The sequence below is a fragment of the Streptomyces sp. NRRL B-1140 genome (assembly GCF_001280065.1).
Classification (GTDB): Bacteria; Actinomycetota; Actinomycetes; order Streptomycetales; family Streptomycetaceae; genus Streptomyces.
Window position 1 is genome coordinate 78670 of the sequence record NZ_LGEA01000098.1, and the last position, 15679, is coordinate 94348.

A 15679-nucleotide genomic window follows, 5' to 3' on the forward strand; every position below is an offset into this window, starting at 1 on the left:
CTACGGCGAAGGGCGCGTGTGGCCCTACTCGGGGACGGTGAAGTAGCGGGCGAAGGCGGGCACGACCTCGGTCTCGCCGACCTTGCCGTCGCCGTCCGCGTCGAGCGCGGCGGCGGCCGGTCCGGCGGCGTCCTCGGGGACGCCGAGGCACTTCAGGACGCGGCCGGCCTCCTCGACCGTCGCCGCTCCGTCACCGTCGCCGTCCGCGACGTCCAGGGCCGCGTGCAGGAAGGGGCGGGCGATCTCGGCGAACCGGTCGGGGTTGTCGCGCAGGCGCTTGACCGCTCCGTTGACGAACTCCTCGCGCGTGATGCGCTGGTCGCCGTCGCGGTCCGCTATCCCGGCCATGCCCTGCCAGAAGGCCTCGGCGCCGCCGTACAGGGCCTGTCCCTTGTCGGACCGGGCCGCCACGCCGAACTCCGTGAGCAGCGCCTTGGCCGCGCCGTAGAAGTCCTCGCGGTCGATGTAGCCGTTGCCGTCCTGGTCGAAGGTGGCGAACCGGGCGGCGATCCTGCGCTCGTACTCGCTGCTGACCATGTCTCTCTCGGGCCGCCTTACGTCGGGTGGGGTACGTCTGGATCGGAGCGTACGACGGAGGACGCCGTTCGGGCGCGCGAAAACGTCACTTGTGCCAAGACCGGGGGAATTCCGGGACAACGGCGTGCCGGAACAGCGACATTCGCCGTACGGTGCGTCATCGGGCCGTCACGCGGACAGGGGTTCGCCCTCGTCTCCGAGGGCCGCGTCCACATCGCCGTACACGTCGAACAGTCTGCGGACGCCCAGCGCGCCGAGGACGCGGTTCACGTGGGACCCGTCGGCCGCGCCGCGGGCGGGCAGCACGAGGCGCAGCCGGCCCTGGCAGGAGCGGATCAGCCGGCGGGCCGCGATGAGCACGCCGACGCCGCTGGAGTCGCAGAAGAACACTTCGGACAGATCCAGGACGAGACAGTGATGTCCCTCGGCCACCACGTCGTGCACGCGCTGACGCAGCACCGGTGACGTCACCAGATCCAGTTCGCCCGACACCTGGAGCACGGCCCATTCACCCTGCTCGCCGCCGGTCACTTTGAAGGTCACCACCACGCCCTTCGATCGCCAAACCGGAAGCAGACCCTACGCTTCCTTGCTGCGCGGCTGCCCAGCGGCGGTTCCCTGAAACGCAACCCGGAAAACGGATCCCCCGCAGAAGAGGCTTGATTTGGACGTCTTCGATCCCGTTCGATCCTTTTTCAGTCATGTCTGATCGACGGTAGTCGGGGTAGGCGCGAGCCCAAAGGCTTCCGGTGCGGGTGCCGGCGGTCCTCTACCACTTGCGGCCGCTCAGGGGGCGCACATTGCCACAAAGGGGCGTGCGCCACCGGACGTGCCGACTACATTCGAGGAGACATCGGGCACAGGCTGGACAGAGCACGGGCGCGGGACACGAGCAGGGGGTGAGGGCATGGCGAAAAAGGACGTACCGCCTCGCTGGGACCGCAAGATGCAGCAGCGGCTCGCCCGCGGCGAAGCGGCCGCCCTCGGCGAGCTCTACGACCGGTTCGCCTCCCTCGTGCACGGCCTCGCCCACCGCGTGCTCGGCGACGAGCGCGCCGCCGACGGCATCACCCGCGAGGTCTTCGTCCACGTCTGGGAGCATCCGGACTCCTACGATCCCCGGCAGGGTCCGCTGCGCACCTGGATCGCGTCCTTGACCCACCGGCTCGCGGTGCAGCGACTGCGCGCCACCGAGACCGCCGCCCTCGCCCGGGAGGGCGCCGGAACCACGGAGGAACTGGAGCGCCGGGTGCGCCGCGCCTGGGTCGCCGCCCGCGCCGACTACATCGTGCAGTCCATGCCCGCCCCCCTGCGCTCGGCCCTGGAGCGGGCCTACTTCCAGCGCCGCGACTACCGCCAGACCGCCACCGACCTCGGCATCACCGAGGACGAGGCCCGCCGCCGCCTGCGGCTCGGCCTGCAACTGCTCTCCACCGCCCACGACACCGAGCCCCCGGGCGCACCGCCGGGGTACGGGGGTGCGGTGTGAACGGGCCGGACGGGTTCGAGGCGCACGAGTACGGCGAGGGGGACGCCGGCCACGAGAAGAAGGACAGCACCCGCAACTCCCGGGACGAGAGCGGCATTCGACCTGCAAGCGACGAATCCGGGCACGGTACCGGTGACGTTCCGGAGGGCGGGCGGCCGCCGCGGATCCCCCCGCCCCGGGTCTCCGTCGAGGACGGCGGGCTGCCACTGCCCGCGCCGGAGGACCTCGGCGACACGGCGGCGCCGCCCGCCCCGGCCGTCTTCGGGCACCCCGTACTGAAGGCCCTGCTCGGTGCCTGGGCGCTGGCCGCGTGTTCGGCCGAGGAGGCCGCGGCCGTCGAGGAGCACCTCGGCGCGTGCGGCTCCTGCGCGGACGAGGCCCGACGGCTGCGCGAGGCGGTCGGGCTGCTGCAACGCCCCGAGAGCCTCGACCTGGACCCGGGACTGCGCACCCGTGTCCTGGACACCTGCCTGGAGCGGCGCCCGCCGCGCATCCCGGTACCGGAGTGGGCCGCCGCGTACGACGCCGAGACCGCGCGCCTGGACGCCCTGCTGCAGGACTTCGGCGACGCCGAGTGGCACGCGCCGGTACGGCTGCGCTGGTTCCGCTCCGACGCGTCGACGAGCCGCCGCACCACCGTCGCCGGAGTCATCGCCCATCTGCTCACCGTCGACGGTCTGGTGGGGGTCGCGCTCGGCCTGGACGACCCGCTGGGCGACGTCCCGTCCAAGCGTCCTACGCCGGCGTCCCGCACCGAGGCGTTCTGGCGCGCCTCCCACTTCCCGCCCACCCGGTCCGTCCGGACGCCCTGGCGGGAGCAGAGCCACAGCCTCGTGCGCACGGCGTCGTTCACGGGCGGCGGCGCGGAGAGGACGCCGGTGTCGTACGGCGACTTCGAACTGCCCCTGCACGACGCGATGCTGGACCGCGCCTTCGAGTGCTGGGTGCACGCGGAGGACATCGCCGACGCGGTGGACTACCCCTACGACCCGCCCTCGCCGCGCCATCTGCACCGCATGATCGACCTTGCGGCCCGCATGCTGCCGACGGTCCTGGCCCACCGCCGCCGGGCCGGTCTGGCCGCCCCGGCCCACCACCGCCACCTGGTCGCCGCGGGCGAACCCGGCCGCAGCCTCCGCCTGGAGATCGAGGGCTCGGGCGGCGGCGAGTGGCTGATCCCCCTGGACTCCCCCGCGGCGAAGGGCTCCGCCGAGCACGAGGTGGCCCACGTGGCCCTGGACGGCGTCGAGTTCTGCCGCCTGGCCGCCGGCCACGTCCCTCCGCAGGAGGCGGCGGCAGGCCAGGTCGGAGACAGAGAGGCGATCAGGGACGTCCTGTTCGCGGCGGCTTCACTGAGCAGGATGTGAGGTTCTCGAACGTGACGCCCCGAGCTCCTAGGCGAAGATCACCGTCCGCCGCCCGTTGAGCAGAATCCTCCGCTCGGCATGCCACTTCACACCCCGGGCCAACGCCTGGCACTCCACGTCACGCCCGATCGCGACAAGCCCTTCCGGCGTCACGTCGTGCCCGACCCGCTCGACCTCCTGCTCGATGATCGGCCCCTCGTCGAGATCAGCCGTCACGTAATGAGCGGTCGCACCGATCAGCTTCACACCCCGGGCATGAGCCTGGTGATACGGCTTCGCCCCCTTGAAGCTCGGCAGGAACGAGTGGTGGATGTTGATGATCCGCCCGGAGAGCGCCTTGCACAGGTCGTCCGACAGCACCTGCATGTACCGGGCGAGCACGACCAGCTCGACGCCCTCCTCACGCACGATGTCGAGCAGTCGCCCCTCGGCCTCCGCCTTCGTGTCCTTCGTCACCGGAATGTGGTGGAAGGGGATGTTGTACGACTTCACCAGCTCGGCGAAGTCCGTGTGGTTCGACACCACTCCGGCGATCTCCACCGGCAGCGCCCCGGTCCGCGCCCGGAACAGCAGGTCGTTCAGGCAGTGCCCGAACTTGCTGACCATCAGCAGGATGCGCATCTTCTGGTCGGCCTGGTTGATCTGCCAGTCCATCTGGAAGGAGTCGCCGATCGCCGCGAAGCTGGCCCGCAGCTTCTCCACGGTCACCGGGGCGTCCGCCGAGAAGTGGACCCGCATGAAGAACAGTCCCGTGTCGTGGTCGCCGAACTGCTGGCTGTCCTCGATGTTGCAGCCGGTCATGAACAGGTAGCTCGACACGGCGTGCACGATGCCCTTCCTGTCCGGGCAGGAAAGGGTGAGGACGTACTGGTCGGCCGGGACCGCGGCGCTGGTGGACTGCTCGTTCATGCAGGACAGGTTCCCACAGGGAACGACACGACCGGCAACCGTCCCGCAGGTCGGACCGCCGCCCGGCCTCCGGACCGGCCGGCTGGGGAGACCGCTAGGCGGACCTGGTCATGATCCGCAGCACGTCCAGGCTGCGCGGCGCCGCGTCCGGCTCCTCGCCGTCACTCGCGGCGAGCCGCACATGCGCGTCGCGGGCCGCCTGGACCGCCTCCGGCCACGCCTCGTGCTGGAGGTAGGCGGCGACCGGAGCGTCCGGCCCGACCTGGTGCATGATCCGCAGCACCCTCAGCACCGCGGTGTCGACCAGGGCCGCCTCCTGCGAGTCGCGGAAGATCGTGCCGACGTACTTCTCGGCGGACCAGTGATCCAGCCAGGTGTCCTCGACCAGCCGGTACACCGCGTCGGTCACGTCACCGTAGCCGTCCGCACCGGCCAGCCAGACGTCCCGCTGGAACCCGGGATCGGAGAGCATGTGCAGCGCCGAGCGCACATTGCTGCGCCAGCGCCACCACGGCATGTCGTTGACAGGCATGCCGCCCATGGTGGATGAGCGACGGCCACGACGGGAAGAGTTCTCCGAAGCTTGCACGGTCATCGATCGTACGTTCCCCTCCACATCGGTCACACCGGCCCCTGCAATTCACCTGTGCGTCACCAATTGTTGATCGGACATCACGCAGGGGTTAGCGATGTGACGGAATCGTGCGGAACCATGACCGGCAGGCGACGCACCCGCAGCACATTCCTCCCCGGCCTCCTCACCCGTCACGCCAGACACGGCATCGTCTCCGCGGGCACGGCGGTCGCGTGCGCGTCGCTCCTCGCCGGATGCGGTGTCGTCCCCGGCACCACGGGGGGAGCCGGGGACGACACCATCACCGTGATGACCTGGGCCCCGCAGGGCACCGAGGCCACCAACAAACCCGGCATGCCCGCCTTCGCCCGCGCCTACGCCCGCTGGATCAACGCCAAGGGCGGGATCAACGGCCGCAAGATCAACGTGCTGACCTGCAACGACCACAACGACGGTGTGGCCGCCGCGAAGTGCGCCCGGCGGGCCGTCAAGGAGGAGGCGGTCGCGGTCGTCGGGTCCTACAGCCAGTACGCGGACTCCTTCTTCCCCTCGCTGGAGGGCGCGGGCATCCCCTACATCGGCGGCTACGGCATCACCAACGCCGAGTTCACCAGCCCCCTGTCCTACCCCGTCAACGGTGGGCAGCCCGCGCTGCTCGCCGGTCTGGGCAGCGCGCTCGCCGGCTGCGGGCCCGTCGCGCTGATCCGGCCCGACACCATCGCGGGCGACCAGCTGCCCCCGCTGCTCGACTCCGGTCTGAGGGCGGGCGGGCACCGGGGCTCGCACGACCAGCGGGCGGCGGAGGACGCCACCGAGTACGACGGCCAGGCGGAGCGGGCCCTGCGCACCGCGGCCGGCGGCACGGCGGACGACGGGTGCGTGGTGCCCGCGCTGGGGGACCGCAACGGCACTTTCATGGACTCCTTCCGCCGGGCCCGCCAGGACTTCCCCGAGGTGCGGACGGCGACCGTGCTGGGCAGCGTCGACCAGACGGTGATCGACGCGACCGGCGGGGCCTCGGGCCCCTACGAGGGCTCGTACATCACCGGCTGGTACCCGGTGGCGAGTGATCCGCGCTGGGACGGGATGAAGCAGGTGATCCGGGAGCAGGCCTTCGGCGACAACCGCATCGACCCGGCGGACGCCGGAGTGCAGACCACGTGGATCGCCTACACGGTCTTCCGGCAGATCGTCGAGTCGCTCGGCGAGGGCGAGGTGAGTGCCGACGCGGTGGGGGAGGCTCTGGACGACGGCCTGGAGGTCGGCACGGGCGGGCTCACGCCGAGACTGCGCTGGCGGTTCCAGGACAAGCTCGCCGCCGTGGGCTTCCCGCGCCTGGTCAACGCCGACGTGACCCTCCAGGTGGTGCGGGACGGGCGGCTGGTCTCGGCACGCAAGGGCTTCGTCGACACGACGCGGACCTTGGAGAACGCCGACCTCAACGCCTGACCCCCCACCCGGCGGCTCACACCGGACCCGGGGCTCCGGGCCTCCGGGCCTTCCCCAGCCGCGCCCCGCCCCGCAGCTCACGCCGGGGCCGGGCGTCCGGGGCTTTCCCGTTCTGTCAGAGCTGTGTCGGCTGGCGCTCGGTCAGGCCGTACTTCTTCGCGATCCCGTTCCACAGGCCGGCCGCCTTGGCCTTCTCGGTGCTGGCGACGCCGCTGGCCCGGTTGCCGGCCAGGGTCTGGTTGGTGGTGCGGGCCTGGCCCTTCTTGCAGCCCTTCTTGCCGGCGGTCTGGTCGGCCCAGGCGGCGTAGTGGTTGTCGGCCGACGCGGAGGCCTGCCAGGCCTTGGTGAGGGCGGCGGTCAGCGCGGCGTTGTCGGGCAGCTTGTCGACCTCGATGCCGGAGAGCCGGGTGACGAGCCCGCTGCGCTGCTTGGCCGCGTCCCGCAGGTTCTTCGCCGCCTGGGGGAGGTTGTCGCAGCCCCTGACGTCGGCGACCGCGTTGATCACGGTGCTGCGGCTGTTGCCGCTGTCGGCGAGCAGCTTGTCCAGTTCCACCGCCTGGGCCCGGGCCGGGTCGGCCGACGGCGAGGCGGAGCCGTCCGTCGCGGGAGCGGAGGCGGCCACGGTCTTCTTGTCGCCGCTGTCGTCGTCACCGCCGCCTCCACCACCGGCGAGCAGCGCGCCCGCACCGACGCCGAGCACCGCGATGCCGATGCCGACCGCGGCGATGACCGGCACACGGGATCCGGTACGGCCACCGCGCGAGCCGCCTCCGGCGGGCGGGACCTGGGAGGGCTGAGGGGTGCCGCCGTACGCGGGCCGCGAGGGCGGCTGCTCGATGCGGGGCATCTGCTGGGTGGCGCCGGCCGGGCCGCCGGCACCCTGGTCACTGCGGAAGAGGCTGTCGAACTCGGCGGGCGGCTGCTTGTCCCCGCCGGGCACCGGCGGGATGTACTGCGTCGCCTCGGCGTCCGGGTGCGAGGCCGACGGCAGCGGCCCGGCTCCCGCCCGGGGCCCGGTCCCCAGGTACCGCGTCGCGTCGGGGTCCTCCCCGGACGGCGTCTCGGGCGGCAGCGCCCCGGGGGACACCGGGGGTATGTACTGGGTCGCCCCCTCGTCGCCGGCCGGTGCGACGGGCGGCAGGTACTGCGTGGCCGCGGCGGCGTCGCCCGCGACGGGCGGGATGTACCGGGTCGCGCCCTCGTCGGCGGACGCCGGCAGCGGGGCGCCGCCGGCGGGTCCCCCGTACGCCCCGGAGGCCGGTGGCAGACCGCCCCCGTACGACTGCTGCGGTGCTCCCGCACCCGGTGCGCCGTACGGCCCGCCGGCCGGCTGACCGGCACCCGGCGGGTATCCGTAGCCGGAGCCTGCCTGCGGCGACTGCGCGCCGCCGTGTCCGGCACCGTGCGCGTCGGCCCCCTGCGGAGCTCCGTAGCCGGAGCCCTCCGGGGGCAGCGGGGCGGTGCCGTACGGGGCGTGGCCGACGGCACCCGCGGGCGGCTGGGCCGTGCCGTACGGGTCGGGGTTCGCCGGTGTGCCGGCGTACGGGTTCGGGGACGGGGCCCCCTCCGGCGGGAGGGTGCCCGGGGCCTGGGCGTCCCACGCGGGCTGCTCCGGCGTGCCCCACTGCTGGGGCTGGGGCTGGGGCTGCCAGGTCCGGCCCGGCGGCGGAGGCGGGGTCTGCTGCTCCGGGCCCCACGGCTGGCCCCAGGTCTGGCCCTCCGCGGGGGCCGACGCCTGCGGCCCGCCCGCCGAGGGCGGGGCGGGGCGACGGCCGGGGGCGTCTGCGGGTCCGCCCGTCATGCCCGGCAGCAGGGGTTCGCCACCGTCGGAGGGCAGCACGATGCCTTCGCGCGCGGGGCGCGCCGAGGGCTCCTCGCCCTGTCCACTCTGCGTCACCGGGACTCCTACTTATGGGGGACCTTGTGAATCGTCGGCTCACGCTACCGGGTCCCCAGAGCCCCGTGCCACGCAGCACAGAGCCCGACCGCATGCCCTGTGAGCGCGGTAACACCGGCGGGCCGCGGCGCGTTGCCCCTGTCACCTCCCCCGCACGCCGCAGCCGTTCCCGCACGTTCACGCATCCGCAGACCCTGTGTTCACGCAGCCGCCTGCAGGTCGAGCCGCGCCCCGAACTCCCTCACCACCGCCTCGTCCCGGTACGGCTCCAGCCGCTGCTGGAAGTCCTCCAGGTACTCGGCGCCCCGGTTGGACCGCAGCCCCTCCAGCAGTTCCACGGCCTTCATGCCCGTGTTGCAGGCCTCCTCGATCTCGCGCTGCTGCACCTGGGCCGTGGCCAACAGCACATATCCGATGGCCCGGCGGCGCGCCCGCGTCTCGGGATGCCCGGCCAGCGACTCCTGCGCGCACCGCGCCGCCGCCTCGGCCTGCCCGAGGTCCCGGTGGCAGTGGGCCAATTCGTCGGCCAGATAGGCCTCGTCGAAGTGCGCGATCCACACCGGGTCGTCCCCGGCGGCCGGGTCGGCCGCCTCCAGGGCGCTCACGGCGCGCCCCGCCGCGGACTGGGCGGCGCGCACGTCGCCCATGAGGGCGTGCCCGCGCGCCTCCGCCGCCAGGAACATCGACTCCGCCCGCGGCGACACGCGTCCCCGCGCCCCCTCCTGCGCCGCCCGCGCCAACTGCGAGATCTCCCGCGGGTTTCCGAGCTGCGCGGCGAGATGGCTCATGGAGGCCGCGAGGACGTACCCGCCGTAACCGCGGTCCCCGGCGGCCTGCGCCAGCCGCAGCGCCTGGATGTAGTAGCGCTGCGCCAGACCGGGCTGGCCCGTGTCGACGGCCATGTACCCGGCGAGCTCCGTCAGCCGGGCCACCGCGGCGAACAGGTCCCGCCCGACCGCTTCCCGGTACGACCCCGCCAGCAGCCCCGAGACGACGCTGTTGAGGTAGTGCACGACGACCGGCCGCACATGCCCGCTGCCGTACTGGTGGTCGAGCTCCACCAGCGCCTGCGTCATGGCCTGCACGGCCTGCACGTCGGACTGCCCCACCCGCGGCCCCGCCGAGCGCGACACCTGCGCGTCGGGTGCGGAGATCAGCCAGTCCCGGCTGGGCTCGACCAGCGCGGACGCGGCGACGGAGGAGCCGGACAGGAAGTCCCGCCGCCCCACGTCACTGCGCCACAGCTCGCAGACCTGCTCGATGGCCCCCAGTACCGTCGGCGAGAACTGCAGGCCCACGCCCGAGGCGAGGTTCTTGCCGTTGGCCATGCCGATCTCGTCGATCGTGACCGTACGGCCGAGTTTGCGGCCCAGGGCCTCGGCGATGATCGCCGGTGCCCGGCCCCGTGGCTGCTGTCCGCGCAGCCAGCGCGCCACCGACGTCTTGTCGTAGCGCAGGTCGAGGCCGTGCTCGGCACCGCACATGTTGACCCGGCGGGCCAGGCCCGCGTTGGAGCATCCGGCTTCCTGGATGAGCGCCTGGAGCCGTTCGTTCGGCTGCCGGGCGACGAGCGGCCTTGCGGCCATGGCGTACCCCCTGTGGCTGCGGTGCCTGCCCACGCACCGAGTTGACGTGTCTTCCGCGGCCGAGCCCCTCACGTCCCAGCGAAAAGATCCGGCCGTGAAGATCAATGCCCCGCCCAACAGGTGAAAATGCGAGGCATGTGAGGATTGCCGGGTAACGGCTGTTGCCGACCCCACACCTGGCTACCCAGCTCCGGCCACCGTTCCTCCTGCGCGCCCCCGCACATGCACCCATGCGCCCCGGGAACAGGGGCGATGCTCTCCCCCGCGCACGGGGGCAGGCGTAACCCCTGGTGACGACCAGAGTTGTGTTCATCGTGGAAGAGACGATCGCCGGCGCCCAGGCCGCTCAGATCCCGAAGCAGCGCGGGGAATCGCTGCTGGAGACCGCTGTTCGCTACGCCGAGGAGCGCCACTGGGACGTGTTCCCCGGCACCTGGCTGGAAGCCGTCGACGGCAGCCAGCGCTGCTCGTGCGGTGACACGGCGTGTCCGGCGCCCGGGTCGCACCCGGCGCGTCCGGACTGGGCGACGCAGGCGACGGGCAGTGCGACGGTCGCCCGGCGGATGTGGCAGAAGCAGCCGACCGCGTCGATCCTGCTGCCGACGGGGCGGACCTTCGACGCGATCTCCGTGCCGGAGACGGCCGGGTTCCTCGCGCTCGCGCGGATGGAGCGGATGGAGCTGACGCTCGGGCCGGTGACGCTCACGCCGGACCGCCGGATGGAGTTCTTCGTGCTGCCGGGGGCCGGGGTGAAGGTCCCCGATCTGGTGCGGAAGCTGGGGTGGTCGGTGCCGTCGCTGGATCTGACCGTGCTGGGTGAGGGGGCGTACGTTGCCGCGCCGCCCACGCGGTTCGGGTCCCGGGGAGCCGTGCAGTGGGCCTGCCGGCCGACTCCGGCCAATCGGTGGCTGCCGGATGCGGAGGAGCTGATCTCGCCGTTGGCGTATGCGTGCGGCCGGGATCGTTAGGACCGCCCGTTTTTCTGCCTGCTTCGTCATCGGCGGCGGCTGCGCGTTGTTCGTGGCTTGTCGCGCGGTTCCCCGCGCCCCTGAGGCACCACCGAAACCGTAGGGTGCACGGTGACGGAGGGAGGCGCGGTGGGGACCAGCGCTGTGCGTGTGCGGGGGCTCTGGAAGCGGTTCGGGGAGCAGGTCGCTGTTGCCGGGGTCGATCTCGACCTGCCCGCGGGCAAGTTCATCGGGCTCGTCGGGCCGAACGGGGCCGGGAAGACCACCACCTTGTCGATGGTGACCGGGCTGCTCGGGCCCGACCACGGGACCGTCGAGGTGGTCGGGCACGACGTGTGGCGGGACCCCGTCGAGGTGAAGGCCCGGATCGGGGTGCTGCCGGAGGGGCTGCGGCTGTTCGAGCGGCTGTCGGGACGCGAACTGCTGTCGTACACCGGCCGGTTGCGCGGGCTGCCCGGTGCCGAGGTCGACAAGCGGGCCACGCAACTCCTCGACGTCCTCGACCTGGCCGGGGCCCAGCACAAACTGGTCGTCGACTACTCGACCGGCATGCGCAAGAAGATCGGACTCGCCGCCGCTCTCCTCCACAACCCGGAAGTGCTCTTCCTGGACGAGCCGTTCGAGGGCGTCGACCCGGTCTCCGCGCAGACCATCCGGGGCGTCCTGGAGCGGTACACGGCCTCGGGCGCCACGGTCGTCTTCTCGTCCCACGTCATGGAGCTCGTCGAGTCGCTGTGCGACTGGGTCGCCGTGATGGCCGCCGGACGGATCCGCGCCACCGGCACCCTCGCCGAGGTGCGCGGCGACGCGCCCTCGCTGCAGCGGGCGTTCCTCGAACTCGTCGGCGCCCAGGGCCGGGACGCCGGGTCCGACCTCGACTGGCTGGGCGGTGGCTCGCGGTGAGCACCCCCGCGATCACCCCCGTCTTCGTCCGGCTGAAGCTGTCGCTGCTGCGCAACGGACTGCGGCAGTCCGGCGGCCGCAAGGCCGCCTACATCACGTCCGCGGTCTTCGCTCTGCTCTTCGCCGCGCTCCAGCTGATCGGCCTGATCGCGCTGCGCGGGCACGCGCACGCCGAGTCGGTGGTGATTCTGGCGGTGGCGGTACTGGGCCTCGGGTGGGCGGTGATGCCGCTGTTCTTCCCCAGCGGCGACGAGACGCTCGATCCGACCCGGCTGGTGATGCTGCCGCTGCGCCCCCGGCCGCTGGTAGGGGCGCTGCTGACGGCTTCGCTGGTGGGCATCGGGCCGTTGTTCACGCTGTGCCTGCTGGCCGGTTCCGTGATCGCGGTGGCGCGGGGCGGGGCCGCGTTCGTGGTGGGTGTGGTCGCCGTCGTGCCGGCGCTGCTGGTGTGCGTGGCCCTCGCGCGGGCCGTCGCCGCCGCCAACGTCCGGCTGCTGACCAGCCGCAAGGGACGGGACCTCGCGGTGCTCAGCGGGATCGTCATCGCGATCGGGGCGCAGGTCGTCAACTTCGGCGCGCAGCGGCTCGGGGCGTCGGGGCTGGGCGAACTCGACCCGGTGGCTGAGGTGCTGCGGTGGGTGCCGCCGGCGTCGGCGATCGGGGCCGTGCACGCGGTCAGCGAGGGGTCCTACGGTCTCGCGCTCGCGCAACTGGCGCTGACCGCCGGTGCGCTGGTGGCGCTGCTCGCGCTCTGGTCGCGGCATCTGACGCGACTGATGACCTCGCCCGACGGTTCGACGCTGCCGGGCGCCGGGGCGGCCGCGCGGAAGCGGACGTCGACCGGGCTGGGGCGGCTGCTGCCCCCGGGCCGCACCGGCACGGTCATGGAGCGCAGCCTGCGGTACGTGTGGCGCGACCCGAAGACCAAGGCGGCCTGGGTGACATCGCTGGCCATCGGGCTGATCGTGCCGGTGTTCAACGCCTGGCAGGGCACCGGGTCGGTGTACTTCGCGTGCTTCGCCGCCGGGATGCTCGGCATCCAGATGTACAACCAGTTCGGGCAGGACACCTCCGCGTTCTGGATGGTCGCGATGACGATCTCCTCGTCCCGGGACGCCTACGTCGAGCTGCGCGCCCGGGCGTACGCCCTGCTGCTGATCACCCTGCCCTACGCCACGCTGGTCACCGTGGTGACGACCGCCATGCTCGGCGACTGGCATCGGCTGCCCGAGGCGCTGGGGCTGTCCTTCGCGCTGCTCGGCGCGATGCTCGCGACCGGGGCGTGGACGTCCGCCCGCTTCCCCTACTCCATTCCGCAGGAGGGCTACAAGAACGTCGCCCCCGGGCAGACCGGGCTCGCCTGGATCTCCATCTTCGGCGGCATGGTGGCGGCCGCCCTGCTGTGCGCGCCGGTCATCGCGCTCACGATCTGGCTGAACGTGAGCGCCGACGGCGGCGACTGGGCGTGGCTGCTGCTGCCGGTGGGCACGGCGTACGGGGCGGCGCTCACGGCGGCGGGGCTGAAACTGGCCGCGCCACGGACGGCCCGGCGACTGCCGGAGATCCTGGCGGCGGTCAGCAAGGGGTGAGGCGCCCCCGTCCTCGGCGGCGTCCCGGTGCGGCCGCACGGGCCTGCACCGGAAGGCGCCCCCTCAGTGCTCGCCCAGCGAGTCCAGGAACGGCTCGATGGCGGCGCGCCAGGCCTCCGGCTGGTCGTAGTGCACCAGGTGGCCGGCGTCCGCCACTTCCGCGTACTGGCCGCGGGGCAGGACCCGGACCATCTCCTGGGCCTCGGCGCGGCCCAGCTCGCCGTCCAGACCGCGCACGACCAGGGCGGGGCAGCGGACCTGGGCCAGCTCCTCCCAGTGCGCGTCGTACACCCACGTCTCACGGGAGCGGAGCATCTGCTCCGGTTCGAAGACCGGGCGCCAGCCGTCCGGGGACTCGGCCATCACCTCGGCGTAGAACTCGCCACGGGCCGGATTGGGCCGCTCCACCCAGGGGTCGTCCTCGCCGAAGAACCTGCGGACGTCGGCGAGCGTGGCGAAGGGCAGCGGCCACGACTCGAACCACTGGCCCCACTCGCGCTGCGAGGCGGCTCCGAGCGCGGACGCCCGCATGTCGCAGATGACCAGCCCGCGGACCAGGTCGGGACGCTTGGCGGCGAGCTGCCAGGCGGTCAGCGCGCCCATGGCGTGGCCGATGAGGACGACCGGGGCGAGGCCGAGCTGCTCCAGGGCGGCCTCGGCGTCGTCGACGTAGGCGTCACGGGTGAAGGCGCCCTGCGGGGGTTTGTCGCTGCGGCCGTGGCCGCGCTGGTCGAGGGCGACCGCGCGGTAGCGCGCGGACAGCCAGCGGGCGGTGGACGCCCAGTGCGAGGCGCGGCCCATGAGGCCGTGCAGTAACAGCACGCCGGGCGAGCCCTCCGGCGCGGTGTGCCCGTCGTGCGCCCCCTGTCCGTCCCGCACGTCCCGCGCCGGGTCGGTCTTGGGCGGGTCGCCGAACTCCCAGGCCGCCAGGCGTACGCCGCCCGTCCCGGTCACGTCGATGCGTCGCGCCATGTCTGGCACCCCCCAAGCTTCGCGCGGACCGCGGCTTCCTCGAGCCGGCCGGTCCTGTGAACCGTGTTCTGCCTGCTGTGCCTTCTGCCGTGCTGCCTGCCGTACCCGTCGGTGCAAGTGTGCCGTGCGCCGCCCGCAGACTATCGAATGCGCATTCGAGGATGAGGTTCTCGCGGGCAACACCCCTCGTTCGAGTGACCACCCTCGGGGATTGATCGCCGCTGTCGAGGGGAGATCTTCAGCGGGAGGCGGACCGCTCGGGGAAACCGGTCCGCGGGGGATGACCCTGAGAGCTCGGGGCTCCGGGTCAGCACAGGGGAGGACAGGCCCCGGCGCCGCACGGCGCCGGGGCCCTCCGCGTCCTCACGGCACATCCTCCCGCCCCCTCCCCGGCCGGGCGGCATCGTCGTCGAGCCGCGGCCAAGAGCCCTCAGGTCATATGCCTCACGCGACAGCGTCGCACGGGAAGCGGGCGAGCGCTGCGATTCGGCGGACTGGACGCCGGATTCGGTCCGGATCACGCCAAGAGCCCACCACCGCCACAACAGACGCCCCCACACATCGAGTTGGCGACTGCCCCCGGCGCGACGGGCGATCGGCTCAGGGCTTGGCGACGAACACGTGGGAAGCGATGTCGGACTCCAGCTCGGCCGCCTCGCCGCCGCTGCCCACCAGCACCCCGCCCGCCGACTCGGTCACACTGACCACCGAGCCGGGCTGCACGCCCGCCCGCCGCAGCGTGTACATCAGCTGCGCGTCCGTCTGGATCGGCTCGCCGATCCGGCGCACCACGACCGTCTTGCCCTCGGCGCCCGGATCGAGGCTGGCCAGCGACACCATGCCCTCGTCCAGGAACGGGTCGGCACCGTCCTTCTCGCCCAGCTCCTCCAGACCCGGGATCGGGTTGCCGTACGGCGACTCCGTCGGGTGCCGCAGCAGCTCCAGGACGCGGCGCTCCACGGCCTCGCTCATCACGTGCTCCCAGCGGCACGCCTCCGCGTGGACCTGCTCCCACTCCAGGCCGATCACGTCGACGAGCAGACACTCGGCGAGGCGGTGCTTGCGCATCACGCGCGTCGCCAGCCGGCGGCCCTCGTCGGTCAGCTCCAGGTGCCGGTCGCTGGCGACGGACACCAGGCCGTCACGCTCCATCCGCGCCACGGTCTGGCTGACGGTCGGCCCGCTCTGGTCCAGCCGCTCGGCGATACGGGCGCGCATGGGGACCACACCCTCTTCCTCCAGCTCGAGGATGGTGCGGAGATACATCTCCGTGGTGTCGATCAGTCCGGACATACGTGCCCCTCGAATGAGATCTGCCGGAGGCTGGACGGCTCACCGGCGTGTGCGCTGGCCCTGCACCCAATTCTGCCGGATACCACCGACAAGCGTGCCGCGGGAGGCGAAGCGGGGGATTACCCGGCCCCGCGCAAGGGTACGGA

14 protein-coding genes are annotated in these 15679 nt (G+C 72.8%); 6 read left to right on the forward strand and 8 right to left on the reverse strand.

Annotation, left to right across the window (positions count from 1 at the left end):
- Positions 1–24: 24 nt before the first annotated feature.
- Both ADK65_RS18730 and ADK65_RS18735 read right to left on the reverse strand, forming a co-directional pair.
- Positions 25–537 carry an EF-hand domain-containing protein gene (locus tag ADK65_RS18730; RefSeq protein ID WP_053671420.1) on the reverse strand — a complete coding sequence of 171 codons (513 nt, stop codon included), beginning with the start codon at positions 535–537 and terminating at the stop codon, positions 25–27.
- Positions 538–705: 168 nt separating this feature from the next.
- Entirely contained in the window at positions 706–1086 is a 381-nt protein-coding gene (locus ADK65_RS18735; protein WP_030849533.1) for an STAS domain-containing protein, read from the reverse strand.
- Positions 1087–1444: 358 nt separating this feature from the next.
- Between ADK65_RS18735 and ADK65_RS18740 the strand changes: the two genes are divergently transcribed.
- Together ADK65_RS18740 and ADK65_RS18745 are read left to right on the forward strand one after the other, a co-directional pair.
- Positions 1445–2026, forward strand: a complete 582-nt coding sequence (locus ADK65_RS18740) for a sigma-70 family RNA polymerase sigma factor (protein WP_053671422.1) — start codon at positions 1445–1447, stop codon at positions 2024–2026.
- Complete coding sequence (locus ADK65_RS18745; protein ID WP_053671424.1) at positions 2023–3393, forward strand: zf-HC2 domain-containing protein; 1371 nt, start codon at positions 2023–2025, stop codon at positions 3391–3393. The genes ADK65_RS18740 and ADK65_RS18745 overlap by 4 nt, the downstream gene beginning before the upstream one ends.
- A 27-nt stretch (positions 3394–3420) precedes the next feature.
- Here ADK65_RS18745 and purU read toward each other — a convergent pair whose 3' ends face one another.
- Together purU and ADK65_RS18755 are read right to left on the reverse strand one after the other, a co-directional pair.
- Positions 3421–4302 (reverse strand): formyltetrahydrofolate deformylase, encoded by an 882-nt coding sequence (gene purU, locus ADK65_RS18750; RefSeq protein ID WP_053671426.1) that lies wholly within the window; start codon positions 4300–4302, stop codon positions 3421–3423.
- Between the two features lie 94 nt (positions 4303–4396).
- Positions 4397–4897, reverse strand: a complete 501-nt coding sequence (locus tag ADK65_RS18755; protein ID WP_053671428.1) for an SCO4402 family protein — start codon at positions 4895–4897, stop codon at positions 4397–4399.
- 117 nt (positions 4898–5014) lie between these two features.
- Between ADK65_RS18755 and ADK65_RS18760 the strand changes: the two genes are divergently transcribed.
- Positions 5015–6325, forward strand: coding sequence for an ABC transporter substrate-binding protein (locus ADK65_RS18760; protein WP_053671430.1), 1311 nt, complete (start codon positions 5015–5017; stop codon positions 6323–6325).
- Between the two features lie 115 nt (positions 6326–6440).
- Here ADK65_RS18760 and ADK65_RS18765 read toward each other — a convergent pair whose 3' ends face one another.
- Entirely contained in the window at positions 6441–8222 is a 1782-nt protein-coding gene (locus ADK65_RS18765; RefSeq protein ID WP_053671432.1) for a hypothetical protein, read from the reverse strand.
- Positions 8223–8422: 200 nt separating this feature from the next.
- A complete protein-coding gene (locus tag ADK65_RS18770; protein ID WP_053671434.1) occupies positions 8423–9808 on the reverse strand; it encodes a hypothetical protein in 1386 nt (461 codons plus the stop codon).
- A gap of 305 nt (positions 9809–10113) precedes the next feature.
- Here ADK65_RS18770 and ADK65_RS18775 point away from each other — a divergent pair, with 305 nt between their 5' ends.
- The 3 genes from ADK65_RS18775 to ADK65_RS18785 all read left to right on the forward strand — a co-directional run bounded on the left by ADK65_RS18775 (position 10114) and on the right by ADK65_RS18785 (position 13268).
- The gene (locus ADK65_RS18775; RefSeq protein ID WP_107092324.1) at positions 10114–10776 is read left to right on the forward strand and encodes a bifunctional DNA primase/polymerase; all 663 of its coding nucleotides are present in this window, start codon (positions 10114–10116) and stop codon (positions 10774–10776) included.
- A 111-nt stretch (positions 10777–10887) separates the two neighbouring features.
- Positions 10888–11679 carry an ABC transporter ATP-binding protein gene (locus tag ADK65_RS18780; RefSeq protein WP_053671435.1) on the forward strand — a complete coding sequence of 264 codons (792 nt, stop codon included), beginning with the start codon at positions 10888–10890 and terminating at the stop codon, positions 11677–11679.
- Entirely contained in the window at positions 11676–13268 is a 1593-nt protein-coding gene (locus ADK65_RS18785) for a hypothetical protein (RefSeq protein ID WP_053671437.1), read from the forward strand. The genes ADK65_RS18780 and ADK65_RS18785 overlap by 4 nt, the downstream gene beginning before the upstream one ends.
- 63 nt (positions 13269–13331) lie before the next feature.
- Here ADK65_RS18785 and ADK65_RS18790 read toward each other — a convergent pair whose 3' ends face one another.
- Positions 13332–14240: an alpha/beta fold hydrolase gene (locus tag ADK65_RS18790; RefSeq protein WP_053671439.1), complete on the reverse strand. Its 909-nt coding sequence runs from the start codon at positions 14238–14240 to the stop codon at positions 13332–13334.
- 600 nt (positions 14241–14840) lie between these two features.
- Entirely contained in the window at positions 14841–15533 is a 693-nt protein-coding gene (locus ADK65_RS18795; protein ID WP_053671441.1) for a metal-dependent transcriptional regulator, read from the reverse strand.
- Positions 15534–15679 lie beyond the last annotated feature (146 nt).